Consider the following 14,746-nt stretch of genomic DNA (forward strand, 5'->3'; position numbering starts at 1 on the left):
CCCTTATCACGCGGGGAAACGGCGGGATAGGTCCGTTCCCTGCCCTCTCGATCTCAAAGACCGGATTGGATAAGGTTGTTGCCTGCGCTGATCAAGGAATCCATACCCATGAGCGTTCGCCCGCCGCAGTCTTTCAGGCAATCCCAGCAGGATAGGAACGGCTTCAACGTCCTCGAATACGAGTTGATGTCGGAACGCGCCGATGCGCTCGGACGTCACGGGCTGAAGGTGGAGGCGGCGCTTGCCGCCCTGAAAGCCTGGACCGGCGAGCGCCAAAGCGCGGAGGAACGCGAGAGGCTTCTCAATGACGCCTCCGACGCCGTCTGGGCATTCTTCATCCAGCGGGAGATCTGCGGCTTGCGCAACAACCGCGACGCCATCCAGCGTTACGGCATCCCGAACGAAGTGATCGCGAGACTGGGCGCAATACGAAAATAACGGCTGGCGTGCATCTTCCACCTACAGATAGAAATCGCGGTGCAGGCAGCTATGCTCGTACCGAACCAGCGAGAAAGGGAATTGCCATGCCAAGCACAATCCGGATCGGCAATCAGGATCTCACCGTCGACGTCTCTTCCCTCGGCGCGGAAATGCAGGCACTCACCACCAGCGACGGACGCTCCTGGTTATGGACGGGTGACGCGGCGTTTTGGACAGGGCGCTCGCCGATCCTGTTTCCGATCGTCGGCAAGGCGCCGGACGACAAGATCGCGATCGACGGCACGGTCTATCCGATGGCCCAGCACGGTTTTGCCCGGCGCAGCGAATTTGCCCTCGCAGCCTCCACGGCAACGATGTGCCGGTACGAGCTTGCCGCGTCGGTCGCCACCCGGGCGGTCTATCCGTTCGACTTTCTGCTGGCCGTGGAACATGCGGTCGAGGGCCGCGCTTTGACCGTCGCCGCCGAGGTCAGCAACCGCGATCAGAAGGCGATACCGTTCGGATTGGGCTTGCATCCGGCCTTCGCCTGGCCGCTGCCTGGTGCTTCCGGGCGGCCCCACACCGTCATGCTCGACAATGAAGGCGAGCCCGGGCTCGTGCGGCTGGAGGGCGGCCTCATCAATCCGACGCCACGGCCCTCTCCCTTCGACAAAGGCCGGCTGGTGCTGGATCATGCGATGTTCGAGCAGGACGCGATGATCTTCCCCGAGGGTGCGGGAGAAGGGCTGCGTTACGGCGTCGAGGGTGGACCGGCCCTGCGGTTCCGTTTCGAAAACCTGCCCAATCTTGCTTTGTGGACCAAGCCCGGCGCCCCCTTCCTCTGCGTCGAACCATGGCATGGAACGGCGGCCGAAGCTGGAGCGCCGAGCGAGTTGTCGCGGCGGCCGTATACAAGCATATTAGCGCCCGGCGCGAGCGCGCGCTTCACCTGTACGGTCGAGATTTCGTAGCAGCAACGGTCGGCCGACGGAAAGCGCTGCGCTCTGCGCCCTCAGTTCGGCGGGGCGTCCAGTGCATGCAGGATACCGCGAAGCTCGGCAAGACCGCGCATGCGGCCGATGGCGGGGTAACCGGGCGTGACTGTTTTGTCGAGATCGTCGAGCATGCGATGGCCATGGTCCGAGCGGAAGACGATCGTGTCTTCAGCGCTTCGGCGGCGGTCTTCGGCGACCAGTTCGCGGAGAACCGCGACCATGTCGACATCACCTTCCAGATGGGCGCTTTCATGGAAGGTTCGGCCGTCGCCCTCGCGCGTCGTTGCGCGCAGATGAGCGAAGTGGATGCGCGAGGCGAAGCGCCGGGCGATCGCCGGCAGGTCATTATCGGCACGCACGCCGAGACTGCCGGTGCAGTAACACATGCCGTTCGCCGCCGACGGCACCGCGTCGAAGAGGGCCGCATAGTCCTCGGCGGTCGAAGCAATGCGCGGCAGCCCGAACAGCGAACGCGGCGGATCGTCGGGATGCAGCGTCAGCTTGACGCCGCGCGCTTCGGCGGCTGGCGTCACTGCTTCGAGGAACTCGATCAGATGCCGGCGCAGCCTTGCGGCATCGATGCCGGCATAGGCGACCAGCTTTTCCCGGAAGGCCGGAATGGTCAGAGGCTCCGTGGTGGAACCAGGCAAGGCCGAGGTGATGATACGGGTGATCTCGGCGATCTCCTCCTCCGACATCGTGTCGAAGACGATACGCGCCCTTTCGCGATCTTCCTTGGAGTATTGCTGCGCCGCATCCGGCCGTTCCAGAACGAAGAGGTCGAAAGCCGCGAAACGCTCGTGATCGAAGCGCATGGCGGTGGCGCCTGTCGGCGTCACGAAATCGAGTTCGGTGCGGGTCCAGTCGACGACAGGCATGAAATTATAGCAGACGATCGGAATGCCGCAGGCGGCGACCGCCTCGAGGCTGGCGATCCACGCCTCGATTTCGGCCTTCGCCTCCCCGCCCTTGCGCTTGACCGCGTCCGGAATCGGGATGCTTTCCACCACCGACCAGACGAGCGGCGAACGGCCGGCAGGCGTCGTCTCGATCAGAGACTGGCGCTCGCGCACTTCCTTCTCCGTCCAGGCCCTGCCGATCGGGACCTGATGCAGCGACGACACGATGTTGGTCGCGCCCGTCTGGCGGACATCATCCAGCGTCACCGGCGCGTCCGGCCCGAACCATCTCCAACCTTGCCTCATCCTTCTTCCTTCCTCGCCTTTTCGTTTCGTGTCTGGCCCTGCCGTCAGCAGAAATAATCGGGATAGCGCGAGCGCAATTCGTCGACGTCGGGGATGACGGCGCTCAAGTGATGGATCATCGCGTCGCGTGCGCCAGCGGCATCATGGGCGGTGAGCGCATCGCGGATGATCGTGTGTTCGTGCACCACATTGCCTGCGCGCCCAAGCGCCGGCAGCGTCAGCCGGCGTGCCCTGTCGATCTGCACCTTGACCGTCTTCAGAATAGTCCAAATGCCGGGATAGCCTGATACCTGCGCGATCGCTTCGTGGAAGGCCTCGTCTTCCTCGTGGAAGCTCAAGACATCGCCGGCCGCAGCATATGCCCGCTGGCGGGCGATGATGACGTCGAGACGGGCGATATCGGCAGGGGTGGCGATTTGAGCCGCCATCTCGACGGTCGTGCCTTCGAGCGCCTTGCGCACGACCACCGCTTCGGGGATCGCCGAGACCGGCACGCGCGATACGACAGTGCCCGACTGCGGAAAAATATCGACCAGTCCGCCTTCGGAAAGCCTGAGCAACGCCTCGCGCACCGGCGTGCGGCTGACGCCGAAATCCTCGGCGATCCGCTTTTCCTGCAGCAACATGCCGGGCGGCATGCGGAGCGACACGATGTCAGCGTGCAGGCGCTCGTAAATGGCGCCGGCCGCGGTAACGCGGCGCAGCCTGCCGCCGTCCTGCGACGTCGGGATCACGGGAACTTCAATGTCTGAGGCCGGCCGCATGAGGATACCAGGAACGTCGACACATTCTGGCATACTAGTATATCAGTTACAGCGCGTTGCCAAGACATGCGTCGATGGAACCGGAATTCGAACGAATGCTCGCACCTCAGGCGTGTTTTCTGCGTGAGTGAGCTTGCCCCGTTCCATGGCGTTGCAGCCCGTCATTGGCTAAGACCGACCTCATTCAGCTGTGCTGTTGCCGGAATACGACAGTGAAAAAAGCACGGGTTCAGCCCGCATTCACGGCTTGACAGCGGTGGCAACGGTCCTTAGCGAGGCTGGATCAGCGACACCTCAGGACCAGCAAAGTGAATTATTTCAGGCAACTCGTGATTGCGGTGCTTCATCCCGGGAATGGGGCGGGAAGCGCGCTTGACCGAACCAACGGCATTGCGGTCTTTTTCTTTGCAATTCTTCCGGGGCTCTCGCCGAATTTCAACTCTTTCATTCTGCTGGCGTCCATGCTGTCGGGCATCTACTGTCTGGCGACGGCCCGCTTTTCGTTGAACCTGTCGAAATCCGACCGCCTGGTCGCCATGTGCATGACGATCTACCCGGTGGTGATGATCGCCAGCATCTTCATCAATCCGCCTTACTCCGAAGTGCCCGACTGGATATTCCGGCTCCTGCCGTTCTTCTCGATCTGGTTGATTTTGCCGCGTATGCGCCAATCTCCGGATGGCCGCCTCGTGCCGCTCTTCATCCTCGGCGCGGGCATCGGCATGATCGTTACCTTTCTCTTCAGTCTGCTGCAGATCATATTTCTGCTGGACAGGGCGGAGGCTGGGACGTCAAATGCCGCACTCCTCGGAATCATAGGTCTTCTTTTCGGTGGCATCGCCCTTCTTAACGTTCAATCGCCGAAAAGCGTGGAGCAAAGAATTGCGATCCTCGGATATGCCGCCGGTCTAGGCTGCGTGCTGCTTTCCGGAACGCGCTCGGCCTGGCTGGCCATCCCCGTCCATCTCGTCATCCTTCTCTGGTATTTTCGCAAACACAGCTTCCATCTGAGTTTGCGCAGCCTCGCCATTACCGGATCTTTGTTATTTGCCGGACTTATCGCGCTCGGCAGCGGCCAAATCCTCCACCGCATCCAGGCGCTGCAGGAAAATATGGCCTCGCTCGAAAGCAGTGAGGGCGAGGTCACGTCGCTCAGCGCACGGCTCGCTTTGTACGAAGGCGCCTTGTCGGCAATCGCTAAAGACCCGTTGACCGGTTATGGCCCGCAAAACCGGATGGCTTCGGTTTTGGCGGAGCTGCCCGAGAGCATAAGGCCGCAGCTGCCCTTCTCGCATGTCCACAATGGGTTTCTGACCGCGGGAATCGACGCCGGCGTTGTCGGCATCGCGGCGCTTTCGCTGCTGCTGCTGGCGCCAGTGATCGGCGCGTGGAAAAAGGAACCTGGCCCAGGCCGGGATCTGGCGATAGCGATCGCTCTCCTGCTCTTCAGCAGCTACGTCATAACAGGCAGCTTTGGCATCATGTTCAACCAAAAGGCATTGGATCCGATCTTCGCCTATATGGTCGCCCTCATTTGTGCGGATCGCGGCAGCACACGCTTTGAGCCCGTCGTTCGAAACTGATTTCCGCCGCCCTGAGGATCTGGCAGCACCTCAGGCCGCCGTGTTGGTTTCTGCCCCAGTGAAAGCCAGGTCCGACACCTCACCCGTCGACGAATAGCCGGAGACGAGTTCCGCCAAGGCGGCGCGCGCCGCAATCATATCGTTTCGATCCAATGACGCATTGAGTGAGCTGAGCCTCTTCGAGAGCTCAGGCCAGGACAGAAAATCCTCGCGCGCCTTCATGATCCGAGGGTGTTCGGTTGTCTCGGGGTTATCTCCGATCAGCAGTTCTTCATAGAGCTTCTCGCCGGGCCTGAGGCCGGTGACGGAAAGCTCGATATCCCCTTCGGGATTATCCTCGTGACGCACGGTCAGGCCGGAAAGCTCCACCATCTTGCGGGCAAGATCCGCAATGCGGACGGGCTCTCCCATATCGAGCAGGAAAACATCCCCGCCCTCGGCCATGGCGCCCGCCTGTATGACAAGCTGCGAGGCCTCCGAAATGGTCATGAAGTAGCGGGTTATGTCAGGATGCGTCAGCGTCACCGGGCCGCCGTCCTTGATCTGCTGGCGGAAAAGCGGCACGACGGATCCGGAAGAGCCGAGGACGTTTCCGAAGCGGACCATGGAGAAATTCGTCCGCGTTCCCTCGGTGGCCGGCTCTGCCGCAAGCGCCTGCAGAACCATCTCCGCGAGCCTCTTGCTGGCGCCCATCACATTTGTCGGACGCACGGCCTTGTCGGTGCTGATCAGCACAAAATTCGACACGCCGCATTTGTCAGCCGCGCGTGCGGTGATCAGCGTACCCATGACATTGTTCTTGATGCCTTCCACGGCATTGTGTTCGACAAGGGGCACATGCTTATAAGCGGCGGCATGATAGAGCGTCTGAGGCCGCCAGTTCTGAATGATATGTTCCATGCGATCCTGGTCGCGGACGGAACAGAGAATCGGAACGATCTGCAGGCTTGCATATTTGTACAGCTCGGCCAGCTTCAGCAATTCGGCATGGATGTTGTAAAGGGCAAACTCGTTCTGATCGATGAGGATGAGGCTCGAAGGCGCGTTGCGCAGAATCTGGCGGCATAACTCACCGCCGATGGAGCCGCCGGCGCCGGTGACCATCACCACCTTGTTGCGCATCGCCTTGTCGAGCAGCGCCTGCCGCGGGGCAACCGCTTCCCTCCCGAGCAGATCCTCGATCTCCAGCTCACGGATGTCGGAGACGGCGATTCGCCCCTGAGCGAGCGCCGTGAGATCCGGCAATGTCCGAACATTCACCCTGGCTTTGCGGATATGTTCGAGGATTTCATTCCGTCGCTGCCGCGAGGCGGACGGAAGGGCAAGAAGTACATTGTGCACGCCAAGAGCTTCCGCAAGCACCGGAAGATCCGACGGGTCGTAGATCGGCAAGCCGCCCATGATGCCGCCCTTGAGACGCGGGTCATCATCCAGGTAGCCCACGACATTGAGCTCGGCGCTGTTCGTCAAGGCGCCTGCGAGCTGCCGCCCGGCATTGCCTGCTCCATAGATCAGCACCTTGGCGAGCGTATTCTGGTGCAGGATACGCTGATAGGTATCCCCCAGCCAATAACGGATACTCAACCGCGACAGGCCGATCGCAATCAACAGCAGGAAGGGCTGGAGAATACCGACGGTTCTCGGGACACCGGGGACGCTGAGCGCGGTAAATATCGTCATGAAGGCGACGCCGTAAATCGCGATGGCCTTCAGAACGGCAATGAAAGCAGCCATGTTGGCATAACGGAAGATCGCCCGATACATGCCCATGACGATGAAGATGGGAAGCGCCATGCACAGCGACACGAGGACCGGCAGCCACTGCACACCGGTCAACACCGTCCATTCATTGAGACGGAAGCAATAGGCCAGCCAGATCGTCAGAACACAAAAGCTGGAATCCACCAGCAGCGCCAGAGCGCGTTTGGCAGAACGCGGCATCGCCAGCAGAGGGGAGACGAGCGCCTGCATCGGCACCAAGAACCATCCCGAGCGTGGCGTCTCAGTGGGGGTATTTTCAGGCATTGCTTACCAGCGTCTCGTGGATCAATTAGACAACCACCTTCTTGTCATTTTCTGCAACGAGCGCAACTGAAATAATCGAAAAGCGCGGTCTTTCGAACCGCTTATCTATCGGAAGTAGTCAACTCAATGCGTGACGCCCTTCCGGCGGATGACCTTTTCCGCGGTCAGAAACAGGATGCGCATATCGAAGCCGAACGAGCGCCGCTCGAGATACTCGACATCGAATTTCACCTTCTCGGGAATCGGCAACTCATCCCGCCCGTTGATCTGCGCCCATCCCGTCAATCCCGGCAGGAGCTTGTCGACGCCGTGGGCCGTTCGCAATTCGATCAGATCATATTGATTGTACAGCGCCGGTCTCGGGCCAACGAAACTCATTTTCCCCGCAAGAATGCACCAGAGTTGCGGCAGTTCGTCGAGGCTGGATTTGCGCAGAAACGAACCAATGGGCGTCAGGAACCGATCCGGATCTTCGAGCAGATGCGTGGCAACCGTCGGTGTATCGATGCGCATGCTGCGAAATTTCGGCATCAGGAAGATCTGATTGAAGCGGCCGACACGCTTCGACCAATAGAGGATCGGTCCCGGCGAGGTAAGTCGAACGCAAAGGGCGACGACAAGGCTCGGAACGAGCAGGATCAGCGAAGCAATCACCGCCAGGAAAAAATCCACCGCCCGTTTCAAACTCATGTTCTCCATTCTTTCATCGACCAGCCAGCCGCCTTCCTGCCGTATCGTCAAAAAGCGTTTTCGCGTCAACAGCGGGATAGCACCGAGCTTGCCCGATGATCGCTTGTGCTCTCCCGAGGCCATCGCTAGGCTGGCGGACCAAACGAGGGTCGCGAAGGGCATGCATGTTCGAAGAGCGGTAGCAGCCGACGCGGAGGAGCTGTGCAGCCTCCTGAACGAAATCATTCTGGCTGGTGGAACAACCGCGCTCGAAACACCGCTTTCGGCCTCGGAGTTTGCGGATTGGTTCATCGATGGCGAATTCGCCCTCGCCTGTCATGTTGCCGAGCATGATCGGTTGCTCGCCGGCTTCCAGTCGCTGAGCTCGTATGGCGATCCATCGAAAGGATATGCTGACATCGCGACCTTCGCTCGTGCGCATCCGAAGATTCCCGGCGTCGGCCGTGCGCTTTTTCCCGCAACTCGCGCGGCAGCCGAAGCGCTCGGGCTCGAATTCATCAATGCCACCATTCGCGCCGACAACGTCAGCGGTCTCGCCTATTATGCGAAGATGGGCTTTGAACTCTATGACAGGCTCATCCAGGTCCCGCTTCTGGACGGGACACCTGTCGACAGGATCAAAAAGCGTTTCAGGCTCGGCGTCACGCCCCATACGGCCTTTTGACAATCCCCTAACCCGCTGATCCGGAAGCGGTAACCTGCCAATCAGAAGTTATCTCTGCCTTCATTTCCGTCACACTTCGTTAACCATAACAGTTCACGCCCCGAGGCCGCGACGCAAATTCTCATCCGGTCTTGCCTCTCACAGGCGAATTGCTGCGAGCAAGGGCCATCAACATGGGTCCGATGGCGAATTCCCCTCTTTCGGCGCGGCGCGTCAGGTCGCGGAGATAACCGCCCGCCGAGTTGATGTGCCCTGCCCTTTCAAGAACACAGGCCATGACGGTCGCGGCGTTTTCAGGCCCCATGATCTCGCAGGCCTGCTCATAAGCCGACGGGCTGACGCCGAGCATCGAGCGGACGACCACAGCCGCCACCATCAGATCGCGCCAGGTGTCAACCGAACCTTGCGGACCATAGGCTGCAATCTCAGGGCAAGCCTGCAGCACCAGCCCCAGCGGGAAGGATTTCAGGGTGCCGCTGACAACGGAGGCGGGATTTACGACCGGCACATAACCGTCCCTCCCCTCATCCTTCCGTATCCGGGCTATCGGTTCGGCCCGGCCTGCCGATTGATCATCCGCCGTTGCGCCCTGCTTCGTTTCGAAGCTTGGTTCAAGTTCAGTAATGGGTTGTGGGTTTGAATTCTGTATGTGCCGCTCATAATGTTGGGCATTGCCGCTTTGAATTTGAGTTTTAACCTGCATTTCCAATTGATTGACGATTTCTTCGCGCAGCAGCTCCAATTCATCGAGTGCGGCGGCGACCTGCTCGGCGGAAGGTGAGCGCGGCAAGCGCTCGACGATGGCGCGAAAAAGCAGATGGATATCGCTCCAGTCGCCGGCAGCCCCCTCCTCCAAAGCCATCTCGATGAGCTTGGCGATGTCGCGGCGGCAAAGTGTGAGACGTTCCCGAAGCCGCTGGAGATGCAGCCGCTCGGCAACCACCTCCGCCGCCAGCCGTTCAATCTCCTCGGCGCGCACAAGCAGCGGCGCCAACGAAAAACCGAATGCTTCGCGGATCTCCCCGCCCTGCTCCTTGCGGGCGTAACGCTTGCCGTTCGGGCTATCCTTGCGGATGAGCAATCCCGCCTCGATCAAGATCGCCAGATGGCGCCGGATCGTCTGCTCCGCCATGCCATGCGCGCGCAGAGAGAGCTGTGCATTGGACGGGAACACGACAAGCCCGTTTTCCTCAGAGAGCTCTCCCTTGGGATAGAAGCTCAACAAGGCGTTCAGGACGGCAAGCGCCCGGTCGGTGATACCGAGCAAGGGCTTCGCTTCGCAGAGAGCACGATAGAGTTTCCACTTCTCGATTGATTGGCCGGGCTCTATCTTTCGAGCAGACGCTTGGCTTGCCAACATACCAAGCGTCATCGGCCGCCGCCCAAAGGGCGTCGTCACACTTCCGCTTTCCATTTTCTTCGCCTTCTTCAAGGCAAAAGATCACGGCTCACCAAATTCGGTGCCAAAGACTCTTGACTATGATTCGCGGAAATGTGATTCTCTGGGTGTCTAGATCAGAGAGGGCTTCCGCGACGGCAACGTTCGGGGGCCTTTTCTTTTGCTTATTGATCTCCGTTTTTCGTCAAATCCTGTGTCCTCTCGAACGCCTCGTAGAGACGGTCCAGATTGCTGGCGATATAGGCTCCGAAGGCCGATGCCTTCTCCGCCTTCAGCGCGATGGTGAACTGTTTTCCGTCATCCTTAATCTTCGCCTTGACCGCACCGTCCTGGCGCTGCCAGGCGCGCGCTAAGGGCTGAGGCGTCGTTGCGGGCGAAGCCGCTTGCTGCTTCCTGCTGATGAATGCGACCAGCATATCGAAGCGGTCGTCCGGCTCCGCCGCCTCGAATTCCGCCGACCTGGTGAATTCGATCGTCCGGGCGCCGATGTTTTCTGTTTCGAATTTCACCGACAGATCGTGCCAGCGGTCCCGCCCTGTGGTCTTGGCCGCGCCGATGGCGGTCAGCACCTCGGCCGGAATCCGCTTTGTGACGGACAGCATCTTGGACACCGTCGTCTTGTCGGCGCTGAGCGCGGACATGATCGTTTCCCGATCAAAGCCCAGCGTATCGAGCTTGTCGGCGAACATCGTTCTTTCGATGAAGGAAAGATCGGCGCGGGCCGAATTCTCCTGCCCCTGGGCAATGACATGGTCGCGATCGTCGAGTTTCTTGACGACGGCGCGAACGGGTCGGCCGAGTTCCTTGGCGGCTCTAGCACGCCGATGGCCGAAAGCGATCTGATACCGGCCGTCCTTTTCGGGATGCGGACGAACGAGGATCGGCGAATCCTGGCCGCGCAGCCGGATCGCCTCGACCAGTTCACGGAACTGTTCGTCGGTATGGGCGAGCCGGTCCGTCACGAAGGAATCTTCGATCAAAGCGGGATCGAGATCGATCACCGTCTCACCCGTCGCCAGCTTCTCCTCGATCGCCTTGGCTGCATCGGCCTTGGCAGCCAGCGCGTCGATACTGCGCGTGACGGCACCGAGAGCACCGATCCCCTTATAGGTGATCTGCTGTTTCTCGTCCTTATGAAGTGGCTCGTCCTCATTGTTTACCGCAGTAAACTTCTTGGAATCGTCCATCAGGCCCGAGAGGAGATTCTTACGCGCCATTGGCCCGCTCCTTGTCCCAGTTTACCGCAGTAAACTTGCCAGTCATTTCCGCCCCCAGGCCTTGTGGATGAGATCGGTGATCTCGCCGTTGACGGCATCCATCGCCTCCATCGCCCGGTCATAAGTCGCGCGGGTAAACTGGCTCCGCTCGACCTCGTAGAGCGTCTGGTTGGTCATCGCGGCGTCGGAAATGGCGACGCTGCGCAACATCGGATTGGTCAGCACATGATTCTTGAACATCGACCGCATGAAGGCAACCATCTGCGTCTGCGGTCCGTCCTGCGGATCGTAGCGGGTCACGAGATAACGCAGCCAGTCGAGGTTCATGTTGCCGCCGGCGCCCTTCAGCGTGTTCAGCACTTCACCGAGCATCTGCAGGAACTGGCACATCGACATGACATCGAGCATTTGCGGATGAACGGTGATCAGCACCGCCGTCGCGCCGCAAATGGCGCTCATCGTGAGAAAGCCGAGCTGGGGAGGGCAGTCGATGATGACGATATCGTAATCGTCTGCGACCGAGGACAGCGCCTCATCCAGCCGCGCGAAAAAGACGCGTCCATAATCGCCCGCCTTGCCCTGAGCAAGCACGCGCGGCGTATCATGTTCGAATTCCATCAGTTCGAGATTGCCCGGCACGAGATGAAGGTTCGGGAAATTCGTCGGCCGGATGATCTCTCTGAGCGGGCGCCGCTGGTCGTCGTAGCGAATGGCGGCGTAGAGCGTCTCATTCTCGTTGACGTCGAATTCAGGCTGAAAGCCATGGATGGCAGAGAGAGAGGCCTGAGGATCGAGATCGACGGCGAGGACGCGGTGACCTGTCAGGGCAAGGTGCTGGGCAAGATGCGCGGCAGTCGTCGTCTTGCCGCTGCCGCCCTTGAAGTTGACGACGGCCACGACCTGCAGATGTTCGTTGCCGCGGCGATGGCGCATATAATGCGTTCCCGCCCGGGCATGGTGCTCCAGGAAGGCACGCATCTCTTCCATCTGCTCCGCCGTATAGGATCGGCGGCCCGAGGGCGTAACCTGGGGCAGGGCGCCCTTGCCTTCCAGCGATAAATTGCGAAGATAGCCGCTGGTGACGCCAAGGAAGCGCGCGACTTCGGCCAGCTGAAATTCCCGCAGGTCCTTCAGCGCGCGCGGCGGAAACATTTCAAGCCGATGCTGCTTCAGCTTGTCGGACAGTTCCTGCGCCTGACCAATGATCAGCTGGTCGACATCGGAAATTGCTTTTTCTATCTGCGGTGCCATATTCATGGAAATCTCGAAAATGCGATTTTAAAGCCCTGCGCACTATGAAACCGCATTTAGCGCCGATTCTGAACGAGTCGCAAGGCAAATAGGGTTAACAAGACCCTATCGCCGGGTTGTCCAATCTTTTTCAAAAGCTTGAACATACCGCGCGTGCCGCGGCCCGGCAGACGACATCGCAATCGTCAGAGCCGCATGCCGGCAGCATCGTCGATCACTAACCGCCAGAATCGAAATATCGAGCATGAACGGCGTCTGGTGAAGCCATTTGATGGAGACGCATCTGGAACGGCCGGCGGCCGTTCAATTGTCCGGGCCGGGTTTGCGATAGGCAAGGACCGCTGGATCTATCCAGCGCATGGGCAAGTGCCATGCAAGGGGAGGGGCATCCGGCATCACCGCAATGCCGCCGGCACGATGCATGCCGGCGCCTTCTCGGCTATTTTCCGAGCGGATGGGCGATATCCGCCGAGGAAACTCCAAAGCTGACACCGCTGCTTTCCGCCTGCGCCATAGCGTTCACGAGCGCGATGATCGTTTCGCGAATATTCTGGTCGGCGATCTTCAGAAAGGCGCGATTGAGCACCAAGCCCTCTTTCGTCCGCAGGAACTCCGTGACCGGGTCTCCGTTCGCCGGCAGGTCCAGCCCCTGCAGCGTCAACGGTTCGGAATCCTCCTGTTCGAAGAAGAAGCTCGGGGAGGTGTGAAGCACTTCTGCGATCCGCTGCAGACGGCTTGCGCCGATGCGATTGATGCCCTTCTCGTATTTTTGAACCTGCTGAAAGGTCACGCCGATCTGATCGGCAAGCCGCTCCTGGCTCATTCCGAGCAATTGCCGCCGCATTCTGATACGCGCTCCGACATAACTGTCTATCGCATTCGGTGTCTTGACATTCATCGCGTGTTTTCAGCCTCGATCGCATTCTCAATCGGCGCAGCTGTAGTATCCCCCGCGCCGGTTTTCCATGGCTGTTTTCACATAGCGTCTTCGATATGCGATGATCGTAACCGAGTGTGATATGAAAGCCCCCATCCGAGACGAGAAGTCAGGCTCATTCGATCGGTGGAAGAATAAATCGAACAAAATCCGTACCGATCCTGATAAAACTGGGCTGTGATTGCCGCCCGGCTTGCGTTAAATCCACTTAAGCGACCGCCGCGCGAGTGTCTCCCAGCTCCGATCGCCCGAAATCCATAAAAAACCGACGCGGCACGGCGCCGAACGTGCCGGTGCAGGAGGAATATTCATGGCGACAGTTGCCGAGAGCGCGCCTCGTTTTGAAAAGACAACCATGTCTATTCTAATGGCGGTCAGCTTCTGCCACATGCTGAACGACATCATGCAATCGCTGCTCGCCTCGCTCTATCCGTTGTTCAAGGCGAACTACGATCTCGATTTCGTTCAGATCGGCCTCCTCACCATGACATTCCAGGTCACGGCCTCGCTGCTGCAGCCGCTGGTCGGCATCGTCACCGATCGCTGGCCAATGCCCTATTCACTGCCGGTCGGCATGGCGAGCACGTTCTGCGGGCTCATTCTTCTCGGCAATGCCGGCAACTTCGCGCTGCTGCTGGTCGCCGCAAGCCTGATCGGCTTCGGCTCTGCGGTCTTTCATCCGGAATCCTCGCGCGTCGCCCGTCTTGCCTCCGGCGGCCGTCACGGTTTCGCGCAGTCGTTTTTCCAGGTCGGCGGCAATGCCGGCCAGGCGATCGGTCCGCTGCTTGCCGCCTTCATCGTGTTGCCGCTCGGCCAGCACAGCGTCTCCTGGTTTTCCGCCATCGCCATGGTCGGCATGGTCGTGCTGAGCTGGGTCGGAAACTGGTACATGAGCCATAGGCGCCAGAATGCCAGCAAGCCGGCGGTGAGCCGCGCCTTGCCGCTGCCGCAGAACAGGGTCGTCTGGGCGCTGCTGATCCTCGTGCTGCTGACGGCAACGAAGAACGTCTACATGGCGAGCGTGTCGAGCTACTTCACCTTCTATGTCATCGACAAGTTCGAACTCAGCGTGCAGCAGGCGCAGCTGATGCTTTTCCTCTTCCTCGGCTCGGTCGCCGTCGGCACTTTCCTCGGCGGGCCGATCGGCGATCGCTTCGGCGCCCGTTTCGTCATCTGGTTCTCGATCCTCGGCGTCATTCCTTTCGCCCTGCTCCTGCCCTATGCGAACCTTTTCTGGACCGGTGTGCTCAGCATCGTGATCGGCTTGGTCTTCGCCTCGGCCTTCTCGGCGATCGTCGTCTTCGCCCAGGAACTGGTGCCTGGGCGCGTCGGGCTGATTGCCGGCGTCTTCTTCGGCTTCGCATTCGGGGCAGGGGGGCTCGGTGCCGCTTTGCTCGGCGATTTCGCCGACACCCACGGCATCGAATTCGTCTACCGTATCTGCTCTTACCTGCCGCTGCTCGGTCTCCTCACGATCTTTCTGCCGCACATCCCCAGGAAGACACCGGCCTGAGACGATATCACCGGCAAGGACGAACGTATTTTTCCTCTCCCGCGGAGAAGAGGGATCGCCATTCCTTTAATCCACTATTTTTA

Annotated in this window: 13 protein-coding genes; 5 read left to right on the top strand and 8 right to left on the bottom strand. The window is 60.0% G+C overall.

Annotated features, from left to right (window positions below; genetic code table 11):
• Nucleotides 1-108: 108 nt before the first annotated feature.
• Nucleotides 109-438, top strand: a complete 330-nt coding sequence (locus QD408_RS14980; RefSeq protein WP_414139849.1) for a DUF6665 family protein — start codon at nucleotides 109-111, stop codon at nucleotides 436-438.
• Nucleotides 439-524: 86 nt separating this feature from the next.
• The gene (locus tag QD408_RS14985; RefSeq protein WP_414139850.1) at nucleotides 525-1,391 is read left to right on the top strand and encodes an aldose 1-epimerase family protein; all 867 of its coding nucleotides are present in this window, start codon (nucleotides 525-527) and stop codon (nucleotides 1,389-1,391) included.
• A 41-nt stretch (nucleotides 1,392-1,432) separates the two neighbouring features.
• Here the strand turns inward: QD408_RS14985 and uxuA are convergent, their stop codons facing one another.
• Both uxuA and QD408_RS14995 read right to left on the bottom strand, forming a co-directional pair.
• A complete protein-coding gene (uxuA, locus tag QD408_RS14990) occupies nucleotides 1,433-2,620 on the bottom strand; it encodes a mannonate dehydratase (RefSeq protein WP_414139851.1) in 1,188 nt (395 codons plus the stop codon).
• Between the two features lie 44 nt (nucleotides 2,621-2,664).
• The gene (locus tag QD408_RS14995) at nucleotides 2,665-3,384 is read right to left on the bottom strand and encodes a GntR family transcriptional regulator (RefSeq protein WP_414139852.1); all 720 of its coding nucleotides are present in this window, start codon (nucleotides 3,382-3,384) and stop codon (nucleotides 2,665-2,667) included.
• 308 nt (nucleotides 3,385-3,692) lie between these two features.
• Between QD408_RS14995 and QD408_RS15000 the strand changes: the two genes are divergently transcribed.
• A complete protein-coding gene (locus tag QD408_RS15000) occupies nucleotides 3,693-4,967 on the top strand; it encodes an O-antigen ligase family protein (protein ID WP_414139853.1) in 1,275 nt (424 codons plus the stop codon).
• Nucleotides 4,968-4,997: 30 nt separating this feature from the next.
• On the opposite strand, the gene QD408_RS15005 is transcribed toward QD408_RS15000, so the two are convergent.
• The gene (locus QD408_RS15005) at nucleotides 4,998-6,992 is read right to left on the bottom strand and encodes a polysaccharide biosynthesis protein (protein WP_414139854.1); all 1,995 of its coding nucleotides are present in this window, start codon (nucleotides 6,990-6,992) and stop codon (nucleotides 4,998-5,000) included.
• Nucleotides 6,993-7,115: 123 nt separating this feature from the next.
• A complete protein-coding gene (locus QD408_RS15010; protein WP_414139855.1) occupies nucleotides 7,116-7,682 on the bottom strand; it encodes a sugar transferase in 567 nt (188 codons plus the stop codon).
• A gap of 160 nt (nucleotides 7,683-7,842) precedes the next feature.
• Here QD408_RS15010 and QD408_RS15015 point away from each other — a divergent pair, with 160 nt between their 5' ends.
• On the top strand, nucleotides 7,843-8,346 hold the full coding sequence (locus QD408_RS15015) for an N-acetyltransferase family protein (protein WP_414139897.1): 504 nt from the start codon (nucleotides 7,843-7,845) through the stop codon (nucleotides 8,344-8,346).
• Between the two features lie 121 nt (nucleotides 8,347-8,467).
• Here QD408_RS15015 and repC read toward each other — a convergent pair whose 3' ends face one another.
• From repC to QD408_RS15035, 4 genes are all read right to left on the bottom strand, one after another.
• Nucleotides 8,468-9,760: a plasmid replication protein RepC gene (gene repC, locus QD408_RS15020; protein WP_414139898.1), complete on the bottom strand. Its 1,293-nt coding sequence runs from the start codon at nucleotides 9,758-9,760 to the stop codon at nucleotides 8,468-8,470.
• A 149-nt stretch (nucleotides 9,761-9,909) separates the two neighbouring features.
• Nucleotides 9,910-10,962 carry a plasmid partitioning protein RepB gene (gene repB / locus QD408_RS15025; RefSeq protein WP_414139856.1) on the bottom strand — a complete coding sequence of 351 codons (1,053 nt, stop codon included), beginning with the start codon at nucleotides 10,960-10,962 and terminating at the stop codon, nucleotides 9,910-9,912.
• Between the two features lie 42 nt (nucleotides 10,963-11,004).
• Nucleotides 11,005-12,219, bottom strand: a complete 1,215-nt coding sequence (gene repA / locus QD408_RS15030) for a plasmid partitioning protein RepA (protein WP_088682675.1) — start codon at nucleotides 12,217-12,219, stop codon at nucleotides 11,005-11,007.
• Nucleotides 12,220-12,652: 433 nt separating this feature from the next.
• Entirely contained in the window at nucleotides 12,653-13,111 is a 459-nt protein-coding gene (locus QD408_RS15035) for a helix-turn-helix domain-containing protein (RefSeq protein WP_414139857.1), read from the bottom strand.
• Nucleotides 13,112-13,460: 349 nt separating this feature from the next.
• On the opposite strand from QD408_RS15035, the gene QD408_RS15040 reads away from it, so the two are divergent.
• The gene (locus tag QD408_RS15040) at nucleotides 13,461-14,663 is read left to right on the top strand and encodes an MFS transporter (protein WP_088682673.1); all 1,203 of its coding nucleotides are present in this window, start codon (nucleotides 13,461-13,463) and stop codon (nucleotides 14,661-14,663) included.
• The last annotated feature ends 83 nt before the right edge of the window (nucleotides 14,664-14,746 follow it).

This window comes from Rhizobium sp. BR 249 (assembly GCF_047445895.1).
Lineage (GTDB): Bacteria > Pseudomonadota > Alphaproteobacteria > Rhizobiales > Rhizobiaceae > Rhizobium.